Source organism: Pseudoalteromonas sp. Ld20 (genome assembly GCF_045064175.1).
GTDB lineage: Bacteria > Pseudomonadota > Gammaproteobacteria > Enterobacterales > Alteromonadaceae > Pseudoalteromonas > Pseudoalteromonas neustonica.
The window spans coordinates 214,888-238,229 of record NZ_JBISHB010000030.1 but is presented as its reverse complement, the minus strand read 5'-3'; the positions used below and the strand labels follow the sequence as shown (position 1 = coordinate 238,229).

Sequence of the window (23,342 nt, the reverse complement as noted above, 5' to 3'; positions counted from 1 at the left end):
ACCTTCTAAGAACCGAACAATTGAAACATCATTCTCTTAGCTATCACTTTATTGCCATTTTTATATTGTTCGTGCTACTTTTTGTTATAGGTAATTACGCATCCCATCTAGCAACTCCCACTAAATACACAATAGATAAAACCACTGCCATTTATTTAAAATATGCTTACTTCATTGATCCCACTAAAAAACATTCTTTAGAGCAAGTAATAACTCAGCCTGATGCGATGATTTATAAACCTTTTAATGAGATCGATTGGAACTTCGAAAGCCGTAATTACTGGTTAATTATCGAGTTAGATAATCGTAGTACCAGCAAAGAGAAAATTGTTGCTCACTTTGATAACCCCATGGTTGATCAGCTAAACGTTTACCATTTAGATAAACACAATAATATTATTCACCAAACTACATTAGGTGATACCGAGCTTGGACTGAGTTTACTTCAATACAGCGTACCCCATATTCGCCTATCACTACCGGCGCAAAGCAAGCAAAAGCTAGTTTTAAAAATTGATACGACGGGAATAAGTAAAACCCCCGTAAATTTATATGGTGAAGCAGAGTTTCAGGAGTTAACTCGCTCACAAACCGCGATATGGGGAATTTTTGTTGGTGTTTTGATTATGGCAGCACTGTACAACCTTGTTTTATTTTTTGGTATTCGTGATCGCGTTTACCTTGTCTATATTGGTTACATTATTAGCGCAATAATCTTAATGGGTGCCGTACTAGGTTTTGGCTTTTATTTATGGCCACTTTCTTGGCAGTTGTTTTTTCACAAATATATTGTTGTTAGCAACTACGCCATTGCTTTTTTCACACTTTCATTTTGTACCATGTTTTTACGCTACCACAAAGAGCAATGCTGGCGTTATAAGCTAAGTTTACTCCTGCTGGGCTTGATGGCTATTTTAGCTGTAAGCTGCTTTTTTATTATTGAAAGCATTGCAGCCCCTGTGTTCTTTGGTATTTTAGTCTTACTGTATATCGTATGTATTATTTTGATTTATAAAAAGCTACGCAGTGGTTTTCGTTGGGCTAAATTTTATGTTATTTCTTGGATCCCACTAATTATTGGTGCAGCAATCCAACCATTAGAGTTAACAGGTGTATTGCCCTATAGCTTTGCAACGCGCCATGCTTTTTTAGCGGCTATTTTATGTGAAGTAATACTCATGGCAATGGCGTTAGCAGATCGTGTCCGCTATCAACGTGAGCGAGCGCTGTATCATGCAACCCATACTCAACAAACAAAACTACTTAATAGTGCAATGTTAAAGCAAGCTTATATGAACCTTGAGCAAGAACAACGACCAAACACGATCTGTTTAATTAAACTGCGCTATTTTAATTCTCTTAATACTATTTTAAGCCCATCTCAAGCGAACGGGCTAATTATCCACGTTGCAAAAGCACTCGAGCTTCAGTTAAGTAATGAGCGTCAGTTTATTAACCTAGATTTTAATTTAGATAGCAGCTCTAAAATTGTCGATCTTGGCACGGGTATATTTGCGTGTATCTCAACAAAAACACAAAGTGGAGAAAGCCTCTCTCTTTGTTTAAATAAAACCGTAAAAAGCTTACCAAAGCAATATGAGGTTCAAGGATTAAATTTACAACTTAAATACGCTGTAGGGATCAGTTTTTCAAAAACGAACGGCAATTTTGAAGCTAGTTTACAACGCGGCTACCTGACTTTAAAACAAGCTAAAAATAGCACCAGCAATATCAGCAACTCACAACAAAATACACACATCACGATGGATATAGGGCTTGCTGCAAAGCTACAACAAGCAATTAAAAGCAATCAATTAGCAATGTACCATCAACCACAAATAAACGTGCGTACCAATCAAGTTATTGGTAGTGAAGTACTGCTGCGCTGGCCAACGCCTGAGCATCAACATATTAATATAGAAGAACTCATTTTATTAGCTGAACGAACCGGACTTATTAATGAGCTTACTTTATGGGTGATAGAACAAGCGTGTCAGGATATTGTAGAACTAAATAAGCATGGCTTTAATGAGCACACTGTTAGTGTAAACTTAAGCGCTAAAAACTTAAGTATTAACAAACTCGCCGAAAAAATTGAAAACGCTTTATTAACGTATAACATACCTGCTAAACAGCTTAAATTTGAGTTGACCGAAACGGCACTCGTTGAGAATCAACAACAAATGAAAAGTTTTATGGAGCAGCTACAAAAGCTCGGTGTTCACGTCATCCTTGATGATTTTGGTACTGGATACTCTTCACTAAATTATTTAGTTAATTACACCTTTTCAAACTTAAAAATTGATAAATCATTTGTATTGGATCTCACAACGAATCAATCCCATCAAGTGATTGTCAAAACCGCAATTGATATGGCGCACAATCTAGGGCTAAGTGTTACGGTAGAAGGCGTTGAAGATAAAGGAACCCATCAATTACTAATTGAAATGGGTGCTAATAATACCCAAGGTTACTATTATTCCAAAGCCATACCCATCACAGATTATTTACAGTGGCTTAGGGCATGTTGACCTTTCGTGATTAATTTTGCAGCAGTCTATTTGGTATTTAGGCAAGGCTGCGCCTATGCAGTGTGGTTGTTCCCCATAAATAGGCGATAACGCAGTATAAATGCCAAACATGCGCTGCCCAAAGGGTTCTTCCTAGGGGCGATTAACTCTTTGTTACTCGGTTTTTACTTATTCTCACATGGATGTGAGCCAGTAGAATAACGCAGGAGCAGTTATCGAGCCCACTCTATTCCAAACCTCGCGCCGCGATTAAATCGGCCCTGAATTGAACAAATTTCAATCCACAAAGATCAACACGCCCTTGTCATTCACATTAAATAATCAGTCAGTGCAATTACATGTTAAAATCCCCTTTTTCACATCTTTAGGGGCGTAAAGATGCAAGGCACAATTAAAAAATTAAAATCATCGCTAACTCAGCCGATCCAATATCATCTGCCAATTGGTGATGAGTTAGTTGATCTCAATGCTTATATTGGCAAACAATTAACACTGACTTTTAACGGTTCAATTTTATGTTCGAGTTGTGGTAAAAAAACTAAAAAAAGTTACTCTCAAGGACACTGTTTCGTGTGTATGCGCAAGCTTGCTAGCTGCGATATGTGCATTATGAAACCTGAAACCTGTCATTTTGATCAAGGCACCTGTCGTGAGCCACAGTGGGGTGAAGAAAATTGCATGATCCCCCACTATGTTTACCTCGCGAATACATCGGGTTTAAAAGTCGGCATAACCCGCCACACGCAAATTCCAACCCGCTGGATTGATCAAGGGGCAACCCAAGCACTGCCTATTTTTAAAGTGCAAACACGCTTACAATCTGGTTTAGTCGAAGTCGCGTTAGCACAGTTTATTGCTGATAAAACAAATTGGCGCAACATGCTCAAAGGGCAAAATGATGTACTCGACTTAAAAGCAGCCGCCGCTGAGCTTATTCCGCAAATTGCAGATAAACTCAATGAACTGGCTGAGCTATTTGGCGCAACAGCCATTGAGCAACTCAATGAGGACGTTGTTGATTTACAATTCCCTGTTACAGAGTACCCAACCAAGATTAGCTCCTTTAATTTCGATAAAGAGCCCGTTGTCAGTGGTATTTTAAATGGCATCAAAGGGCAGTATTTAATCTTTGATACAGGCGTAATAAACATCCGTAAGTTCACCTCTTACGATGTTACGCTGGGGTAAGCTGGGGTAAGCTGGGCATAAAACTCAAACCATTGCCGCTGTGCTAAAGGGCGGCAATAATAATAACCTTGTATTACATCACAACCTAAACTTTGCAAATAATTATACTGCGTTTGCTTTTCTACTCCTTCCGCTACAACGCATAGATTTAAGCTCGTAGCCATCGCTATAATAGCAGCCACGACTTCACTGTTGCCATACTCATCAGGTATTTTGGCAATAAAACTGGCATCTATTTTTAAGGTATCTATTGGAAGTTTAGTTAAGTAACTCAGTGCCGAATACCCTGTACCAAAATCATCAAGCGCAATGTGCACGTCCATTTTTTTTAGCTGCTGCAATTGTTTTTTCGCCTGACTAAAGGAACTTATAAAACTACTTTCAGTTAACTCTATTTCAAGACAGTCCCCTGACAAATTATAACGCTTTAGCATCTGCTCAACACTTTTTGATAACTTGCCTTGGCTCAAATGACACGCAGAAACGTTGACTGCAAGCCGCCCTGCTTTTATACCTTTTTGCTGCCACAATGCCAGTTGCATGCCGGCACTATTTAGCACCCACAAATCAAGTTTTACAATTAAGCCTAACTCTTCCGCTAATGGGATAAATTGTGCGGGAGAAATCATCCCTAATGTAGGATCATACCAACGAAGTAATGCTTCAACGCCTTTTATTGTTTGTGTTTTTAAACATTGCTTAGGTTGAAAGTATAACTCAAATTCATCATTCTCTAGCGCATGCTGAAAACGACTCATCATGGCTAAACGCTCTAAAGAACGCGCATTCATTGATGACTTAAACAGCTGAAAAGAGTTACGCCCTATTTCTTTAGAGCGATACATTGCGATGTCTGCATGTTTTAAAAGGGTCTCACTATCGAGTCCATCCTCCGGATAAATTGCTGCGCCAATTGAAGCGGTTGCGCCCACCTCCAATCCTTCCAGCTGAAAAGGGATATTCAAATGGTTAAGTATCTGATCAGCCAAACTAATCACCGATGCGATATTATCAACCTCGCATAACACCACAAATTCATCGCCTCCTAATCGTGCTAGCGTATCCCCTTCACATAGCAATGCTTGTAAACGTTTAGCCACCATTTTTAATAATTCATCACCGGCGCTGTGCCCTAAGCTGTCGTTAATTTCTTTAAAACGATCCAAATCAATAAACATTACGGCAAGCATGTCGTTATTTCTATGTGCAGCTGCCAATGCCATGCTTAACCTATCATTAAATAAGCGTCTATTGGGTAAACCCGTTAGCTCATCAAAGTAAGCGAGTTGAACTATCTTCTCCTCTGCATTTTTTCGCTCTGTAATATCACTAAAAATTGCTGCATACACAACCTCACTGCAATTTGGCTCTCTTATTTGAATAATGCTGAGCCATTCAGTATATAAATCACCGTTTTTTTTACGGTTACATATCTCCCCTTGCCAAACACCTTTATCCGCAATAGATTGCCACATTTTTATATAAAAACTTTTACCGTGCTTACCTGAACTGAGGATTTTTGGCTGTTTACCTATTACCTCATATTCTTGGTAACCTGTTAACGTCGTAAAGGCCGGATTAACTTGAATGATTACGCCATCTTGTTGAGTGATCATTATGCCATCAAGCGAAGCGTCGATTATTTTATTAGCAAGATATAGGTTACGCTGTGAATGCTGTAGAGCGATGTCTCGTTGTGCGAGTACTTTTTCAAGTTCGCTACAATATGCACTTTCGATTTCATTAATTAAGTGCTCAAGCGATAAAACCCCTTTAATTTCTTGAGTGTCAGTCACCACTAAATGACGCACATTGTTATCTGACATTAATCTATAAGCATCAAACAAACTATTTTTTGGGCTAATTTGATAAAGTGGCCAACTCGCAAAATCCCAACAAAAATGCTTACTTTCATGCTCAATAATTAAATGCAGTAAATCACGCTGGGTAATAATGCCATGTTCGTTTTGCTGCTTATTGAATACCAAAATAACTTTTTCGTTGCGCTCATACATTAGCTTTATAGCTTCACTCACCCCCATATTTGCAGGCACTATTGATATATTTTTACTGTATTGCTCATTCACAGGGCGAAATTGTAAATAGTGATCCAAACCTTGATTGCGGACAATATCCGTGATGCTAATCACGCCACATGGTAGAGCGCTTTCATCTGTCACTAAAAGGTGTCGTACACTGTATTGATGAAAAACTAAAGCGGCATCGCTAAGCAATCGCTGGCTCGAAATACTAATAACGGGGCTCGACATTACTGATGCTATTTCCACGCTTTTTATTTGTGGATTATTAAAATCAAGCTTCATACAATCAGCTTCTGTCCATATTCCACAAATAGAGCGATGCTCTTGAACAAAAATAGCACTGACATTATGTGCTCGCATTAACCTCACAGCTTCGATAAGATGCGTGTGCTTAAGACACGAAATAACCTTATTTGTAAACACATCACATACTTTTTGGTAACGGCTACTTTTTGGCATCATAGCTTCCTTGTTTGGCACGAACCGAAAAGTATAATAAAGCTTATTACCAACCATTTGATTTAGGACAATAAACCAGCATGTCATACCCAAAAATCATCATTTATAATGAGGAAATAGAAATTGCGCATCAGCAAAGTGACGTAGATTGCTTTTTATATGGGATCAGCGAGCATGAACAAAAAAATGTGAGAGTACTAGAGGAAAGTGGTACCTACCACACGCTTTTAGGAAAAGCATGCCAGCCATTAAGTGCTGATGAGTTAGGTGTATATGTAAAGCATTATTTAGCAAATGAAGGGCAATGTTGCTTGAGTAAAATTCAACAATTAAGCCCACAACAAGCGTTTGATTTACTCGCTATCAACTAACGCTTTTACATGAGAAATTGCACTGCGTCCAAGTGCTGAAAGTGAATACCCTCCTTCTAAATAAGAGATAATCCCTTTACAACCGAGCTCTTTGCTTAACTTTGCCAATTGATCAGTCAGCCATGCGTAGTCATCTTCAACAAATTTTAAGCTTGCCATATCATCTTCAAGGTGAGCATCAAAACCGGCGCTAATAAAAATAAGTTCAGGCTTAAACTGCGTTAATTTAGGCAGCCACTGTTGGTTATACAGCGCTTTTAAATCATTGCCATCACTGGCAATCGGTAAAGGCGAATTGATGAGTGTTGCGTTATTTTCTATTGCCGTATTAGGGTAAAACGGATACTGAAATAACGAGCAAAATAATACATTGTCATCATCAATAAAAATATCCTGTGTACCATTTCCATGATGCACATCAAAATCGACTATCGCAATGCGCTTTACGCCTTTGCTTTGTGCGTATTTAACGCCAATGGCTAAATTATTAAACACACAAAAACCAGCTGAGGTGGTTCTATTCGCATGATGCCCTGGCGGACGTACTGAGCAAAAAGCAGCATCGAGCTTATCTGCTAATATTTCATCTACCGCCAATATGCCAGCCCCTACTGCGCGCTCAATCGCCATAAGTGATTCTGGACATAACCAGGTGTCACCATCAAGTGATGCAAGCCCTTGAACTGGAATAGTGCTTTCAACTTGTTTTACCAGTGCTTCATCATGTGCTAACAAATAATGCGCTCTAAGTGCTTTTGGGGCCTGTTTTTGCTGTACTGCAATATCCAACCCGCTGGCTAATAAGCGATCTGATATCGCATCTAAACGCTCAGGGCATTCAGGGTGATCTTCAATCATTTTATGTTTGCGGCAAAAAGGATGTGAAATAATCGCGGTACGCATAAAAGCTCCATCTGTATCAGCAAGTGGCAACTATAACAAAGCCACCGATTGGTGGCTTTGCGACTTTGGTTTACTATTCTAAAATAAAAATTCTAACTAATTATTTTTTTGCTTTTAGTGTTAAGTTTCTAAAGTCAAAACTAAAATCTGTAACAGCCGTTGAAACAGCTTTCATTTTGGCACTTTCAACACGATTTTTAGTCGTCATATCAAACGTAATAAACGCATCAGCCTCAAGTAGTTTTTCATCCCATTTAACAATAAATGTGTTGCCTGTGTAGTGCTCTAGCTGGCCTTTTAAACGCTTGGTGTGAGTAAAGTCAATACGCAGTTTACCGTCTAACTCTTCAATAATAACATCACCATACCAATCGTCTTTCAATGTACCTGTGTAGCTAATATTAGGTAGTTGTGGCTGGTAGTCAGCAGGCGCTTCTGGCTTAGCATTTGCGTACGCTTTTTGCTTGCCTTCAAAGTGCTTTTTAGCGAGCTCTTCAACCCAGTCTTTATCTTCAAGATCAAGTGCATCTTCGAGCACCTCATGAGTAATTGCCGATAACGCACCAAATGCTTGCTGATTGCTTAAAATGACAATACCGAGGTTCTTCTCTGGTACTAATGTCACTTGCGATACCATGCCTAAAATCCCGCCACCGTGTGCAAGCTTTTTAACACCGTGATAGTCCTCAATGCTCCAACCTAAGCCGTATCCTCTAAACTGTTGATGATACGCTTCATAAGCCGATTTAGAGGCAACAGAGGTAATATGCGGGTGCCACATTTGTGTTTGTTGTTTATCACTAAATAATTGTTCGCCATTAGGCATTGTGCCACCAGCAAGTTGAGTACGTAACCACTGGCTCATATCACTCACGCTTGATGCTATTGCGCCAGCTCCACGAAAGTCCTCTAAGTAGTTAACAAAGAAAGGATGTAACTTGCCATCCATTGGGATGTGCCCCGTTGCCCAGTTTTTATTGTTACTTGGGATACGCGAAAACCCCGCACGTGAGTTACCCATTTTAAGTGGCTGTAGAATATTTTTTTCGATGTAATCGTTCCAGCTCATACCTGACACTCGAGCAACCACCTCACCAGCAGTAACAAACATTAAGTTGTTGTAAGCATATTTACTGCGAAAGCTGCTGGCGGGTTTTAAATACTTTAAACCGGCAAAAATTTCTTCAATTGATTTATTCGTATCTGGCCAAATCATTAAATCGCCTTGGCCAAGACCTAAACCACTACGGTGGCTAAGTAAATCTCGAATGGTCATTTCACGGGTTACATATGCATCATAAAGACGAAACTCAGGTAAGTGATCAATCACTTTATCGTCCCAGCTTAGCTTCTCTTCATCAACTAATTTAGCTAATGCCGCAGCCGTAAATGCTTTGGTATTTGATGCGATACCAAATAACGTGTCTTTATTTACCTTGTTGCCAGTTTCCAAATGGCTTACACCAAAGCCTTTGGCAAACACCACGTTATCGTTTTCAACTATCGCCACAGCCATGCCAGGCACATCAAAACGTGCCATCGAATTTTCGATTACTTGGTTAATATTGTTCGTATCAATATCAGCGTAGCTGTTAAATGCACACCCTGTAAATAACGTGGCGGCAATGGCTAATTTAGTTAGTTTCATAACAGTCCTAGTTTAATTTTTATTATTGTTGATGCACGGCAAACTCAATTGCAGCACGTTCACTATTACTATCTCGACATGTTTGTCGTGATTTTATGGCTTCACTGTACTCATTTGGCACACAAGCTTCAAGCGCCCCGCGATAAACGTGCTGCATATACCAGTCATAAGGTAATATGTCCTCATTAGTAGTATTTGCAATATAACAATGAGCATTGAGAACTTGCCCATCAAGTAGCGTTACTTGAACATCCACACAATCGTAACGCGGGCCTTCAATATCATCTAAAACGCTCTTTTCATCATGGTTAAGTTGATAAACAACACCATATACTTGCGTATTTTGGTCATTGCTTGGACGAACATTACCTTTGCCTGACCCATCAAGACTCACCATATTAAAAGTCAGTTCATAGCCATGTAGGATCGCCGTACCAACACGCTTAGCATTAGGTAAACGCGCGAGTAAACGGTTAGAAGACATATTGGAACCAAAAGAAAAATTATATATAGTCATATTTACCTGCTCTTGTATTGGCGTATTAGTTGATGATTTTTACACCACGATTCTTATTGCTAACGCGATAAGAATCACACCAATACCACGGTCGAACCAATGGCCACTTTTTTGAAAGAAACCTCGTACACTTTGCTTTGATAACACCAAGGATAAAAACGAAAACCATACCCACGTTGCTAAAGCCATATAAAGGCCATAACCAGCTTGAACAATTAACGGTGTTGATTGACTGATCACCAAAGTAAATAACGACATAAAAAATAGCGTTGCTTTTGGATTTAATGCATTTGTTAAAAAGCCACGGCGAAATGCTACCCAGTCAGATTCTGTTGAGGCAGATGGTACTAAATTATCCTGCTCTGCTGTGGCCGGTTTGGCACTTCTTAGTGCTTGCACACCAATATAAGCCAAATAAGCCCCGGCTAAATATTTTAATGCCATAAAAATAGTCGGTGATTGAGCGAGTAAAACAGCAACCCCTAACAAGCAATAAGTAACGTGTAATAATATTGCTAAACCAACCCCAAAACTAGTCCACAAAGCATTTCGCCGCCCTTGCTGAATACTCTGCTTGAGCACAATCGCAAAATCAGGACCCGGGCTTGCTACCGCAAAAAAATGTGCCAATGCAATTAGTAAAAATTCATCAAGATAAGCCACGTTAATTACCCTGCCTTTTTCTCATCAAGCGCGAGTAACAGTGGATTAGCAGTGTCATTTACCAATGCTTTAATTTCTTTTTGCGCTTTTTTAAATTGACCACGTAAATGCGATTTTAGATATTTTTTAGACTCTTGATGGCCTTTAAAGTGGCAAATAAGTGCATGCATAAATAACGTTTGCGATTCACTCAAGGCCGCTTGTCTATTAGCATAGGGGTTGTAACATGATCCACATCCGCCCTTAAATTGATACACCGTATTACTCATCATGACACCAAAGCCTAAAAAGCACGCAAGTGCATCACTGGCCTGAGGTAAAAACTCCTTTCCCCCAGGTGGTAACACACCAACATGGTGGATCATGATAGTCGCTAAAGTACCGGCAAAGCTTGCTACTAAATCTTGTGGTTGGTTAATTTGATTTGGATTAAATGACACATTAACACGGTGCGCAGGCGTCACCATTAATTTACTTTGTGCACCTCTAAGCGAGTTAGAAAGCTCAAAATGAGGAAATACTTGAGGTTGTAATTGCGCAGGCCCCACCAATTGAATCGGCCAAACGTGCATTCCCGCATAATTCGTTACACGCTCAAAAACGTTACTCGCCATTTCCTCAATGCTTGATACCGCATCGGGAAAGAACTGATGGTTTGGCAATACTATATCTGTATTATTTATAAAATAATCACTGTCGAAATTTTCAATTGCCCATACAAAAGTATCGATCAGCCACTGCTGTTCTTGCTCATCTAATAATGGTTTTGCTTTAAATAAGGCTAACATAATCTGCTCTTTTAGTTATTGTTGCGCTTGTGCCCACGTCCACGCTTGTGTGTTATACAGCGGCACAGTAGATAATGCGTGATGGTGACTGCCTGTCGACTCTTTTGTTGAGTATGATAAGTACATCAAAGTACGCGTTTGTGCATCATAAACACGGCGGACTTTTAATGATTTAAATAAAATACTCTTTGATGACTTAAAAACCACCTCACCTGATTTACTACGATCTATTGCTTGTAATTGGTCGGCGGTGATTGGTCCCGTCTGACGACATGCAATAGACATATCGGAAGGATCTGCAAAATCTAAATTAGCCTCAATATGGCTGATATGACAAGTAACACCTTTAACAAGAGGATCCTGTTGCGAATTAACTTTAATGTCTTTCGTGGTAAATAAGCCTAAACTGACCGACGCGGCATCATCAGAACACCCCGACACTGTAAAAATAACAGCCAGTAAGCAACCCATTTTTAAGTATTTCATACTGTTCCTTAACGTAATTCAAAGAGTAGGGTTTTTATACCCAAACCACCTCAAGATGCCAGTTTCAGTTGGAGTTAAAAGCAATTTAGGCAAGGCATTGATTACAAGTAATAGTGGCTCTATTATTAAAATCAATCCCTTATAAAAGTAACGCAGTATAAATCGCTTTTAAACCAACCCGTAGGGCGTTTCACAGGCACTTACTCTCATCGTTGTTACTTCTTAAAAGGGACTGCCATTGTTGCAAAGTAACGCCTTGATATTAAGCCCCTGTGAAACGCTGAATTCAGCCTCTTGAGGTAGTTTGGGTATTTATTTCATTTCAACTATTTTTCAATACTAACACTAAACGTATTTGTAACTATAAAACAAATTTACAATGATATTGCCCACCAGCTAGCTTGTGTGTCTTTATGCATTTGTATTCTGCTAAGATAAACTCAACGATCATTTAAAGGAACCAGTAATGCCACACATTGTTATTGAACACTCTGAAGATTTACCCATTTTACCACAGGTGTTGGTCGAAAAAATTCACCAAGCCGCGTTTGAAAGTAATCTATTCGAACTCGACTCAATAAAGACGCGGGCAATCGCCTATACCCATTATCAATTAGGAGACGGTAAAGAAGGCTTTATCCATGTTGGGGCGCATATTATGCAAGGTCGTACCGTAGCGCAAAAACAACAATTGAGTGAACACTTACTAGCATGCCTAAAAACCTATTGCCGAGAATCAGATAGTTTAAGCGTCAATGTTCATGACATGTCTGACGATATCTACCGCAAATGCACTTAGCGGTACTTTTTAATCGATATAGCTCAAGGTAAATACTGAGCTTTAATGCGCTTTATATCTATTTGTGGTGATTTATAAGCGCTGTAAACTAACCAACCAGATTGAGCTATATAAGTCAGCCCTGATGCTCGGCTAAATGCCCGCTCGGGTAAGCGCATAACATCATGATGGCTTTGGTTTGCTAAATCGTAATAACTCAAACGGTAATCAGCCCGATCTACATTAAAATAATAAATCCGCGCAAGGCTTGTTTCATCCGCTTTAACATAATGCCATGCCAAATCATTCGACAAGTTTATATTTGGCACTAGCACTTCTTCCCTACCTGAATCTGCATATTTAACCCAAAGCTGTTTAGCGCTCGGCTTAGCAAAAATTAAATCACCTTGCTGCGTTTCATAAGCATAATAAGCAGGCTGCTCAATCATTTTGCCTAAGTTTTTACCATTAAGGTTAAAACGATGCACATATTTACTATCCGACACTAAAACAGTTTGACTGTCTTTCCCCCATGACACTTTTGCATGGTACTTAAAACCGGTCTTTAACTGCTCACTTACTTGTTTTTCAAAATCATATATATAAAGCTGATTTTTGCCTTTTATGAATAACGTAAAAGCAATGTAACGTCCATCAGGTGACCAAATAGGATTAAAAATACCCGACTTAAAATCAGTTAACTGCCGTCGATTTGTACCATCTTGATCCGCTATCCATAATTCACTTTCATTAGATTCATTAGAGATAAACGTAAACTTATTTTTTAATTCATTAAAATCTGCATAACGCATATTAAAATCAGTGGATAGCACTGGAAATGGAGAGCTGGCAACATTGTCCCCCAACTCAACCCGCATAAGCGTTGAATCTGTATGCCATTGATGAAAATATAAAGTCCCATCGTCTGCATATTCAGGGTAACTTAGCCCTGTAACCTTTGAATCCTGAATAATATTTGTATCTAAATGATAAAAGTAGCCTTGGCGCTGCCCATGTTCTACCGCAGAGAATACCAGCTGACTCTTTTGGGGATGCCAATCTACCCCTCGAAGATCCAAAAAGCCTGATGTGAGTTGTTGTGTATCACCGCTACTAATATCGATTAAAAATAATTCTTCGTGGCCATCGGGTAAATTGCGTGAAACAACCAATTTCGTACCATCTGGAGAAAAAGCCACTGATTCATCCTGAATATTACACGCTTGTTTGCACGGTACTTGGCTAACGGCTTTATCTGATGATAAGTTAATAATATTGAGCTCTGAACTGAGCGTCCCGTCAACTGTTCGCTCGCTGATGTAGACCAACTTATCACCTTGAGCGCTAATATCTAAATCTGTCGTAAAATTTACAGCGCAGCTACCGAGCACCTTTGTAGCTGCACCACTAAGTGTTTGTTCAATAATGTCACATTTACCACCATCTGAACGCCGATAATAATAAATACGTTGCTGATCAGGACTAAAAACGGCACGCCCTTCAATACCATCGCTATTTGTTAAAGCAATAGCAGCTTGCTCGGGAGAAAATAAATCCTGTAAATAAAGGTTGGCAAGTTCACCCGGCTCTCCCCATGAGTACACTAATAAATGGTTGTCGTTTGATACCCCCGGAAACAGCTCTCGCCCTGGGCTTGTAGTTAGTGTTTCAATATGATCAGTTAAGCGTGTTTTGTAATTGCGAGTTTTGCTAGAGTTATCATGTAGGAAATAAAAGGGGCTAGTAACAAACACAATAACTGTAATAACAGCACATATAACTTGCATTGATGAAAAACGAGAAAATATACTTTTTTTAGTGGGTATTGCTACTAATTCATTTTGGGTTAAAGAGCATGGCGTTAGCGTAATTCGGTACCCTGTTTTACGAAGTGTTTCAATATAAATAGTATCGGGGTCAAGCTCTTTAAATGCTTTTCTCAGGTGCCAAATAGCATTCGTAAGTGCTTTTTCACCTACATAGCTATTACCATTCCATACATTTTCAATTAACTCTTCACGAGTAACGGCTTCTGGGTAGCGAGAAACTAAAAAACACAATAGCTCTATGAACTTTGGTTGTAAGACCACTTCAACATTTGCACAACCTAATTTATTCTCAGAGGGTAAAACTCGACAAGGTCCTAACAGAAACGGCTGATTCATATTCATAAACGGCTATTAACACCTCCAATTTAGATACCAGAAAGGATACCCTTTTATAGTGACAAAAAGCAAAGTTACTCAACAAATTAAATAAACGTGTTTTAAGAGCCACCAAAAATAAAAATGTAACCATTTGTTTTTTAATGAATAGATATAAAATAGATATAAAATAGGGAAATAAACGAGCCATTCTTTATTGAGTTTTTGTCCGCAATTGCATAAAACATTGCCTGTACAAATCTATTCGTTAAAACGTTAACTAAATCTTTGTTCTGCCCGTCCAAAGTAGTGAGCGTACTAACAGTCACAGCCTTAGATAATAAAATAATTCTCATCCTTTTTAGTGGAAGTGAATGTCTAGCATTGTGACTATCGATGGATAGCTAAATATATTAAAAATATAATTAGCTTTATAAATTTATACCTAGCTCGATTTAAATTGAGCTAGATTATATTCCTACTAGGTTGTTACCAAAGGCATGGCTTGAAAAAGCCTGCCTTTTTTAATTTATAAATGGCCAACTTTGCATCTCAACCAATCGAGATTCAGTTCGTGCATATTCAAAAGCCAATTTTTTACCTTGATAGAGCTGTGCAATAGCAACATCGGCACCAATCACCAATAGCTTACCGCGATCATAAAACTCATCCACTAACGCAATAAAGCGTCTCGCTTCGTCATCGAGTGTATGCTCTTGTAAATCTTGTTTCTCACGTTGATAGCTATCTTCAATACCATGCACTATTTGTTTATTTGTCGCACTTGCTCCCATAACTGGCACGTTTGCAATATAAATACGCGTAAAATGTTGCGCTAAATAAATATAATCTGCGGTGCTACGAGCTCCTGAGCAAAGCGCCATAAAGTCGAACATAATGGCATTTTCACTGCGCACTAAGTACGTCATATTACGACCACAGACGCTAATATTTGAGCCTTGCCTTATATGGTTTTCAGAGCTTTTAAAGTGCGAGATTAATGTACGCTCTAAAGCCCCAACAAAGTAATGCGTCGCTAATTGGCCAAATCTAAAACGGTGATCGACCTCTCCCGCTACATCTATAATATGACAATGCCGCTTAATTAATTCTATCGTAGGTAAAAACCGCGCCCTTTGCAGGCCATTGTAATAAAGCTGTTCTGGTTGACAGTTAGAAGTTGCAACAAGCACGACTTGTCTTGCAAATAATGCTTTAAATAACCCAGCCATGATCATCGCGTCGCCAATGTCAGAAACAAAAAACTCATCAAAACATATTAATTTAAGATTGGCTGACCACTCCTTGGCTATTTGATCTAACGGGTTTTTAATTCCTTGTAATTGCGCTAAACGCTGATGTACTTGCGCGATAAAATGATGGAAGTGTAGACGCGTTTTTTGTGAAATCATCACGCGAGTATAAAATACATCCATCAACATCGATTTGCCTCGCCCGACAGGCCCATGCAAATAAACCCCCTTTACAACAAGCGGTGGCTGCCACCATTTTAGGGGTGTCTGTAAAGCGTTTGCTAACTCATCAAGTGCCGTTACAGCCTTTAACTGCGCAGTATCAAGCTCAAGTTCACCCATGCTGATTTGTGTATTGTAATACTGTAATATTTGTCCGCTTGATACTGTCATGGTATATCACTATCGGCTATAATCGCCGCCATTGTAGCCGACTAAAAATGTGAACCCAATGAAATTCCCTTGCCGCTTAGATAAATTCATTAGCCACCTTGCTGAGATCCCACGTACAAAAGTCAAAGCCGGGCTTAAAAGCAAATTTGCATTAGTTAATGGAGAACTCGCGACCGCACCTGATCTATCAATCAAAGCAACAGATGAAGTAACCTGGCAAGGCAAGCCTCTTGTATTTTTGGGTAAGCGCTATTTCATGCTAAATAAACCGGTGGGTTATATATGTGCCAACAAAGATGACATGCATCCCACCGTATTTGATTTATTTGATGAACCTAACATGAGTGATTTTCATGTTGCCGGTCGCCTTGATATCGATACAACAGGATTAGTCTTGATCACCAACGATGGCGATTGGTCTCATAGAATTACCTCACCAAAACACAATAAGTTTAAAACTTACCTAATTGAAACCATAGAGCCAATAACTGAAGATGCACTAGAACAACTTCGTCAAGGTATACAACTACATAACGAAAAAGAAATCACAAGGCCAGCCATTGCAGAGCAACTTGCTACTTTTAGCTTACGCTTATCAATTAGCGAAGGTAAATACCATCAAGTTAAACGAATGCTTGCAGCCGTAGGCAATAAAGTTGTTGAGTTACATAGAGAGAAAATAGACGGTATTGAACTAGAGCACTCTTTAAAAAGTGGTGAGTATCGACAATTAACGTCTGAAGAGGTTAATCTTTAATTCAGCAAGTTTTTTAACTTGAGTAAAAATCACGTAAAACTCCCTAATAATCATTAATTAAATCTGACAACGGGTCGATAAACATGGTAGAAATTTAGGGTCATAATATAAATAAGGGGCTCAATGTGCTGTCAGGTTTAGCATTAAGAACAAAAACTATCCTATTTGCTGGGGCGATGTTTATAGCACTTAATGCTATTGCATTACTTGGCTTACAGTCGCTGCGCCACGCTAGCGAAACCGATAATATTGCGCGTATAAATCAGCTCATGAAAAGTACCAGCAATATTGTCGCACAATTTGAGTTACTCGCTCAAAATGGACAATTAACCCAAGAGCAAGCCCGCGAATTTGCAACTAACATGCTTCGTGAAAACAAATACCATGATTCTGAATATGTTTACGTGGTAAATGACGAGCTTGACTTTATTGCCACTCCTCACGATCCCCAACTGCATGGTACGAGCTTTAATGATTTTCAAGATGCCAGCGGTAAAAGTATTGGTCGTATGGTTGAGCAATTAGTTGGTCGTCAAACGAATAAAATTATTACTTACCACTGGGATTCAGTCCGTGATGGCGAAACAGTTGATTTGACCTCAGTAGTACAGAAAACACCCTACTTTGGTTGGTATGTAGGTACTGGCATTAGTGCTAAAGAAGTCGACGAGCGTTATTGGAATACCGCAAAGTGGTTACTAGGCTTATCCCTTGTTATTGCAATTGTTTTAACTATTGCAATTGCTCGCTTTGGTATTGCTTTGAGCAATGCACTTGGCGGCGAGGTCACTGAAGTTATAGATATAGTAAAACAAGTGTCTCGTGGCAATTTAAACTCACATATTCGTACAGACGCGCCACCTGAGAGCATTATTGCAGCCATGCAATATATGCAGCAAGGTTTACGTGGTGTAGTAGGCAGTATTAAAGACGTCACTGATAGCCTTAAAAGTCAAAGCTTTGATAACGAGTCACGCTCAACTGAACTTGATAAACTAACACTGAGCCTAAATGAAGAAACGCATATGGTCGCATCAGCTATCACTGAGCTTACGGCCTCTGCGCAAACTGTTGTTGAGCATGCAGAACAAGCAGCCTACTCTGTTCAAGAAGCTGAAAATCAAGGGCAAAAAGCCAACGATTTAACAACCGAAGCGGCGGAAACAATTGTACTTCTTGAAAAGCAAATTGACAGCGCTGGTAATAATATCCAGACACTTGATGACGAAGTTAACAACATTGCCAATGTACTGAGTGTCATTCAAAGTATTGCCGAACAAACTAACCTACTTGCACTTAATGCTGCAATTGAGGCGGCCCGAGCCGGTGAGCAAGGCCGTGGTTTTGCCGTTGTGGCCGATGAAGTTCGCCAACTCGCACAACGCACGCAAACCAGCACCGAAGAAATTCGTAATATGATTGGCAAACTACAAACGGCTACGCAAGACGCTAAAACATCTGTAAACCTGAGTATTGCGACTAGCGAACAAACGGTTGCGAAGTCTAAAAATGCCAGTGAAGAACTACAACGCGTTGCATCATCCCTTAGTGCCATTGCACAAATGAGCCACCAAATCGCCACAGCAGCTAAAGAGCAGCTTGACGCAGGAGAAGACACCGCTAGGCGTATCGTGACAATATCTGATACGGCATCAAAAACAGCTGATGTATCGCATCAAGCGCATGCAGCAACTGATTTAATTAAAGGCCTCACCAGCAACCTTGAAGCTGAAGCCGGTAAGTTTAGATCATAAGCACTTATTTACTTCCCATAAAAAAGCCCGCAAAATAAAAGCGGGCTTTTTTTTAGCTATTTAGCATCCCGTGCTTAGGATTTTATTTGCACTAAATCAAAATCAGCTAAGCTTGGTACAATCATTTGCAAACGCGATTCTGTTACATCTAACGAGTTTAAGCATTCACAATATTCAGAGGCCTTTAAGTCAAGTTGGTGCGCTTTTTTCTGGAGTGACTTATCAATTTCTTTCGAAATAATATCCATACGTAAACCCATGTCGTTGATTCGATCTTCAATATTACCTTCACGTGACTTAAACGCATCACCAAGTGAAACCAAAATTGCACCTAATGAGCCATGTACCGCTGAGTGAATTTTTTTACTGATCTCTTCGGTAAAAAAATCATCAATTTTAGATAATGATTGCGGCGCGATGAAAAAGAAGTCATCACCGCGTTTAAATTTATCCATTAATGCACGCTCTACGTACTGCAGTTGTGTTTTTAGTACTTCAGGTTCTTTATCAGACATACCTTCAACAACCTGCTCAATCGCACTTAAACCCAGATTAACACCATCAGTAGCCAGCTCAACTAACTCAGGCACGGTATCGCGAATACCGGCACTAAACTGGGCTAAAACCAAACTTTCCTCATTACTTAAGTCAATCCAATAACCACGGATAAACAATTGATTATCATTATTAATTTGGACGCGTGTTTGGCCTTTATCAACAATACGAATAATATCGTCGGTGATGATTAAACCATGACCTAATTCAACTTCACACTGAGCTTGGGCAGAAAGATGCAGACTTGAAAGTGCTATAGATAACGCCAATATCGACCGAGATAAAAACGCCATAAACACCTCAAAAAGACTAAAAATGGAAGGTGGCTAGGTTAACAAAAAACCAGTTTTATGCAAGAAAAATGGTAGGCGCGATTTTACATCGCGCATGGGTGCCTCAAGTGCGCGGGATAAACCCGCGCCTACATTTAAATAGGTGAACCCGGTGGAATTGGTAATGCTTTAAAGTTTTCAGGCCATTGCCCTGTTTTTAAAAATTGACTTATTTGATCAGCTAAATACTGTTTAAACGCACTATCGCCTACACTGGCACTGCTTAGTAGTGAATCCTGCTGGTAGACTTTATTCAATTTTACTAAGTAATAACGCAGCTGAGCTTGCACTTCTGGCGCTACTTTATCACTGGCCACTAAGTCAGCGAACTGTTTGGCAGTAAGAAGTTGTACTCGCTGGTCAATTTTACCTGCCATGCCTTTTTTACTCTGAATTAAAAACACTTGCTGATACACTTTTGCAAGTAATTCATCCAGACTAAAAAATGCATCACTGCGCACTTGTTGTTGCGCCAAACGGTTTAAACGCTGGCTATTAAGCAATAAAGATAAGCTATGTTGCGCCGCCACTTCAGGAAGTGCCATGGCATCAAGCGTTAATCCCGTGCGACCTACAATGCTTTCTCGATTTTTAGACTCACCATACGCCTTTGGTGGGATCAGCGCTAAAATAGACTCAGGCAACACTAAATTATCTGCATGTAATGTTTCAAAGATAGCTGTTAGAGCAAGCTGCTGAGTTCGTTTTTCAACAACTTGCGCACCTTTTATCGCGGTATCACCCCGTACTTCATAGTCATAATCAACACCTGCAATTAATTTAACCGCAGACTCAACTTGATAACGATGAAATAAATAAAGTGGCACTAACATTTCTTCTAACTGTGAAATCGACACGCCCGTTTTAATATTTTTAATACCAAAATTAGCCAAAGCGAGTTTTCGCACAGCCAGTACACGCGTTAACTCATCACTTGGCGATGCCCCATTATCCCAAAGGTGTGCTGTTGGGTGAGCACCGCCTTTTGCACGCGCATCGGTATCAGAAATAAACTCAAGCCCCTTGGCTTTATTATCAGCCAAAATAGCAGCAAGTTCAGCGTCTTCATCAAGATTAGTGAAATCACTGTAACCATACTTTATAACTTGCGTGTCCCACTGCCCCATACCATGTGCATAACCACGACTAACATCAAGCTCACCTTTATCTGTAAAGCTTAATAATGGGTGTGGGTAATCCATCACTGATGCGCGATCGGCCACTGATGCTGAAAAGTTATGGGCTATACCAAGGGTATGACCAATTTCATGAGAGCTAAGCTGGCGAATACGATCTAAAGCCATTGCTTGTAGGGTTTTAGCAACTTCGTTACCCTCTAAGTAAGGCGCAGCTAAGGCTTCTGCTATTAATATATCTTGGCGAACGCGTAACGAGCCAAGCGTTACATGGCCTTTTAAAATTTCCCCGGTGCGAGGATCAATTACGGAGCTTCCATAAGACCATCCGCGTGTAGCACGATGTACCCATTGAATAACGTTGTAGCGAATATCCATCGGATCCGCATCATCTGGTAACACTTTTACAATAAAAGCATTTTTATAACCCGCTTGAGCAAACGCATCATCCCACCACTTAGCACCGTCTAATAAAGCGGTTTTTACTGGCTCAGGAACACCTGGATCTAAATAATAAGTAATCGGCTCAACAGGATCGCTTATCGGTAATGAGGGATCTTTTTTACTAAGACGATGACGCGGTATATACCGTACCAGCATTGACTCGCTCAAAGGCGCTGCATAGTCTTTGTGTTCAATACTCCAATACCCCGATTGAGGGTGAAATTTACGTGGTGTGTAATTATCATCAGGTAATTGAATTAATGAATGATGCATATGCACAGTTAATGCATAAGGGTCGGCACTTACTTGACGAATAAATTCCCCCGGTTGAGAGCCTTTAAAAGTGAGTACAGCCTCAAGCTCAGTGTTTTTAACAAACGCTTTTGAACGTTCAACAAGCACAGCACTGCGATTTTCGTCTAAACTAAAGTTACCTTGTTTACGCGCAGCGAGTGTTCGGCTTACACCATGTACATCACTCAATAAATAAGGAGTGTAATCAATCAATACGGCTTGTGGGTTTTGTGCAACAACTTTAAAACCCGCTAAAATACTTGATGCAAACGCTTCTTTTATACTTTTTTGTTCAGCTTTATTTGTGGTATTTGCACGATAATAAGTATTGATTGCTCTGAGCATCACTTTGTCGCCAAAGCGCTCAAACTGCACTAAATGTGTATTGCCAAGTTGGCCTCGGTCCAGGCCAATATCGTTAGAGCCAACACCGTAAGGTAAACTTTGTTGTAGTAAAAATTGCTGTTTCAGTTTATCTACTTTTAAGTAAATTTTACCGTTTTCATTATCGTAGTAAAAAGAGAAATAGCCCGGAAAATGATTCATTTGTTCAGTAAAATCATTTATAGACTTAATTGCTGCGTGCGCTTGGGTTATCATAGTTAGCAACACAGTAAAGAGTATGTAACGTATCAATGGTATTTTTTGCATAATCTTATCTTTGTTATTCGCGTTTTAAGATTGTATGGGTACTTCCAGTATAGGATGTTACATCTAAAATACAGTTATTTAAGACGAAATTCAGCGCTTGCTGTCATAGTCGCTCTCACATAAAAAGATTATTACAGCCCATAACGTTATCAGGAAAATAGAATGCGTAGACTTCCACCGGTTTTACTTGAAGACGGTTGCCCAAGAGAATTAATTTCTTTGATCCGAACCATTTTAGCTGCATGTAAAGAAATTTCTTTTCGTGTTGGCCAAGGTGCACTTTCAGGCGTACTCGGTTCAACACTTGATGAAAACATTCAAGGCGAAACACAAAAAAAACTTGATGTAGTAACCAACCAGCTCCTCAAAGACATATTACTGGAATCAGGCTACGTAAAAGCGATTGCCTCTGAAGAAGAAGATTACACCGTTGCGGGTAACCCTGACGCTGAATATATCGTCGCATTCGACCCGCTTGACGGCTCATCAAATACCGATATCAACTCATTAGTCGGTACTATCTTCTCTATCATGAAAGCACCTGAAGGTTCAGATGCAGCAGATCAGAGCATCTTTATGCAGCCGGGTAAAAATCAAGTTGCGGCGGGTTATGTTTTATATGGCCCATGCACTACTCTTGCGCTAACAACCGGTAAAGGTACACGTTTTTTCACCCTTGATAAAACGCACGGCACATTTTTACTTACTCAAGATTTTGCACAAGTACCTGAAGACACTAACGAATACGCTATTAACGCATCAAACCAACGCCATTGGCAACCAGCTATGCAAAGCTACATTGATGACTTAATGGCTGGCGAAACAGGCCCACGCGCTCGTAACTTCAACATGCGTTGGATTGCAGCCATGGTAGGTGATGTGCATCGTGTTTTATGTCGTGGTGGATTATTTACTTATCCTACCGACACTAAGGATCCAAACAAACCAAATAAACTACGCTTACTTTATGAAGCAAACCCAATGGCCATGCTTATCGAACAAGCTGGCGGCATTGCATCAACAGGCACTGAGCGCATCATGGATATTCAACCAGACGCCATTCACCAGCGTGTAGCCGTTATTTTAGGTTCTAAAAACGAAGTAGAAACCTGCTTGGGATATCATAAGTAATAGCTGTAAGCTGTAAGCTGTAAGCTGTAAGCTGTAAGCTGTAAGCTCAAAAATATAAACCATGCTTGTTAAGTCAAGCACGGTTTATATTTTATCTCTAAACTGACGGCTGACGGCTGACGGC

At 39.8% G+C, this 23,342-nt stretch carries 18 protein-coding genes; 7 read left to right on the top strand and 11 right to left on the bottom strand.

All coding sequences use genetic code 11. The features are described 5' to 3' along the window. Positions 1–20: 20 nt before the first annotated feature. Positions 21–2,531 (top strand): EAL domain-containing protein, encoded by a 2,511-nt coding sequence (locus ACJJVX_RS06830; protein WP_342884242.1) that lies wholly within the window; start codon positions 21–23, stop codon positions 2,529–2,531. Between the two features lie 378 nt (positions 2,532–2,909). Beyond that, a complete protein-coding gene (locus ACJJVX_RS06825) occupies positions 2,910–3,719 on the top strand; it encodes a DUF2797 domain-containing protein (RefSeq protein WP_054203047.1) in 810 nt (269 codons plus the stop codon). Here ACJJVX_RS06825 and ACJJVX_RS06820 read toward each other — a convergent pair. Continuing rightward, entirely contained in the window at positions 3,698–6,220 is a 2,523-nt protein-coding gene (locus tag ACJJVX_RS06820; RefSeq protein WP_405630939.1) for an EAL domain-containing protein, read from the bottom strand. The two genes, ACJJVX_RS06825 and ACJJVX_RS06820, sit on opposite strands and share 22 nt — an antisense overlap. A gap of 80 nt (positions 6,221–6,300) precedes the next feature. Between ACJJVX_RS06820 and ACJJVX_RS06815 the strand changes: the two genes are divergently transcribed. Next, positions 6,301–6,591 (top strand): DUF4144 family protein, encoded by a 291-nt coding sequence (locus ACJJVX_RS06815; RefSeq protein ID WP_054203045.1) that lies wholly within the window; start codon positions 6,301–6,303, stop codon positions 6,589–6,591. On the opposite strand, the gene ACJJVX_RS06810 is transcribed toward ACJJVX_RS06815, so the two are convergent. The 6 genes from ACJJVX_RS06810 to ACJJVX_RS06785 form a co-directional block, all read right to left on the bottom strand. Continuing rightward, positions 6,574–7,494 carry a histone deacetylase family protein gene (locus tag ACJJVX_RS06810; RefSeq protein WP_405630731.1) on the bottom strand — a complete coding sequence of 307 codons (921 nt, stop codon included), beginning with the start codon at positions 7,492–7,494 and terminating at the stop codon, positions 6,574–6,576. The two genes, ACJJVX_RS06815 and ACJJVX_RS06810, sit on opposite strands and share 18 nt — an antisense overlap. Before the next feature lie 100 nt (positions 7,495–7,594). Next, positions 7,595–9,142 carry a serine hydrolase gene (locus ACJJVX_RS06805; protein ID WP_054203043.1) on the bottom strand — a complete coding sequence of 516 codons (1,548 nt, stop codon included), beginning with the start codon at positions 9,140–9,142 and terminating at the stop codon, positions 7,595–7,597. Positions 9,143–9,164: 22 nt separating this feature from the next. Then, a complete protein-coding gene (locus tag ACJJVX_RS06800; RefSeq protein ID WP_342884240.1) occupies positions 9,165–9,659 on the bottom strand; it encodes a gamma-glutamylcyclotransferase family protein in 495 nt (164 codons plus the stop codon). A 39-nt stretch (positions 9,660–9,698) separates the two neighbouring features. Beyond that, complete coding sequence (locus tag ACJJVX_RS06795) at positions 9,699–10,322, bottom strand: LysE family translocator (RefSeq protein WP_054203041.1); 624 nt, start codon at positions 10,320–10,322, stop codon at positions 9,699–9,701. Positions 10,323–10,327: 5 nt separating this feature from the next. Beyond that, on the bottom strand, positions 10,328–11,110 hold the full coding sequence (locus ACJJVX_RS06790) for a hypothetical protein (protein ID WP_054203040.1): 783 nt from the start codon (positions 11,108–11,110) through the stop codon (positions 10,328–10,330). Between the two features lie 15 nt (positions 11,111–11,125). Beyond that, entirely contained in the window at positions 11,126–11,596 is a 471-nt protein-coding gene (locus ACJJVX_RS06785; RefSeq protein WP_054203039.1) for a CreA family protein, read from the bottom strand. 466 nt (positions 11,597–12,062) lie between these two features. On the opposite strand from ACJJVX_RS06785, the gene ACJJVX_RS06780 reads away from it, so the two are divergent. Beyond that, a complete protein-coding gene (locus ACJJVX_RS06780; protein WP_054203038.1) occupies positions 12,063–12,395 on the top strand; it encodes a 5-carboxymethyl-2-hydroxymuconate Delta-isomerase in 333 nt (110 codons plus the stop codon). A gap of 23 nt (positions 12,396–12,418) precedes the next feature. Here ACJJVX_RS06780 and ACJJVX_RS06775 read toward each other — a convergent pair whose 3' ends face one another. Both ACJJVX_RS06775 and zapE read right to left on the bottom strand, forming a co-directional pair. Beyond that, positions 12,419–14,539 carry a winged helix-turn-helix domain-containing protein gene (locus ACJJVX_RS06775; protein ID WP_342884239.1) on the bottom strand — a complete coding sequence of 707 codons (2,121 nt, stop codon included), beginning with the start codon at positions 14,537–14,539 and terminating at the stop codon, positions 12,419–12,421. 503 nt (positions 14,540–15,042) lie between these two features. Continuing rightward, positions 15,043–16,164: a cell division protein ZapE gene (gene zapE / locus ACJJVX_RS06770; protein WP_405630729.1), complete on the bottom strand. Its 1,122-nt coding sequence runs from the start codon at positions 16,162–16,164 to the stop codon at positions 15,043–15,045. A 58-nt stretch (positions 16,165–16,222) separates the two neighbouring features. Between zapE and rsuA the strand changes: the two genes are divergently transcribed. Together rsuA and ACJJVX_RS06760 are read left to right on the top strand one after the other, a co-directional pair. Further along, positions 16,223–16,921, top strand: a complete 699-nt coding sequence (gene rsuA, locus ACJJVX_RS06765) for a 16S rRNA pseudouridine(516) synthase RsuA (protein WP_054203035.1) — start codon at positions 16,223–16,225, stop codon at positions 16,919–16,921. A gap of 125 nt (positions 16,922–17,046) precedes the next feature. Then, entirely contained in the window at positions 17,047–18,675 is a 1,629-nt protein-coding gene (locus ACJJVX_RS06760; RefSeq protein ID WP_405630727.1) for a methyl-accepting chemotaxis protein, read from the top strand. Between the two features lie 74 nt (positions 18,676–18,749). Here the strand turns inward: ACJJVX_RS06760 and ACJJVX_RS06755 are convergent, their stop codons facing one another. Further along, on the bottom strand, positions 18,750–19,523 hold the full coding sequence (locus tag ACJJVX_RS06755; protein ID WP_054455901.1) for a YggN family protein: 774 nt from the start codon (positions 19,521–19,523) through the stop codon (positions 18,750–18,752). Positions 19,524–19,657: 134 nt separating this feature from the next. Further along, the gene (locus ACJJVX_RS06750) at positions 19,658–22,087 is read right to left on the bottom strand and encodes a zinc-dependent metalloprotease (RefSeq protein ID WP_405630724.1); all 2,430 of its coding nucleotides are present in this window, start codon (positions 22,085–22,087) and stop codon (positions 19,658–19,660) included. Between the two features lie 162 nt (positions 22,088–22,249). On the opposite strand from ACJJVX_RS06750, the gene ACJJVX_RS06745 reads away from it, so the two are divergent. Then, positions 22,250–23,218: a class 1 fructose-bisphosphatase gene (locus ACJJVX_RS06745; RefSeq protein WP_054203031.1), complete on the top strand. Its 969-nt coding sequence runs from the start codon at positions 22,250–22,252 to the stop codon at positions 23,216–23,218. The last annotated feature ends 124 nt before the right edge of the window (positions 23,219–23,342 follow it).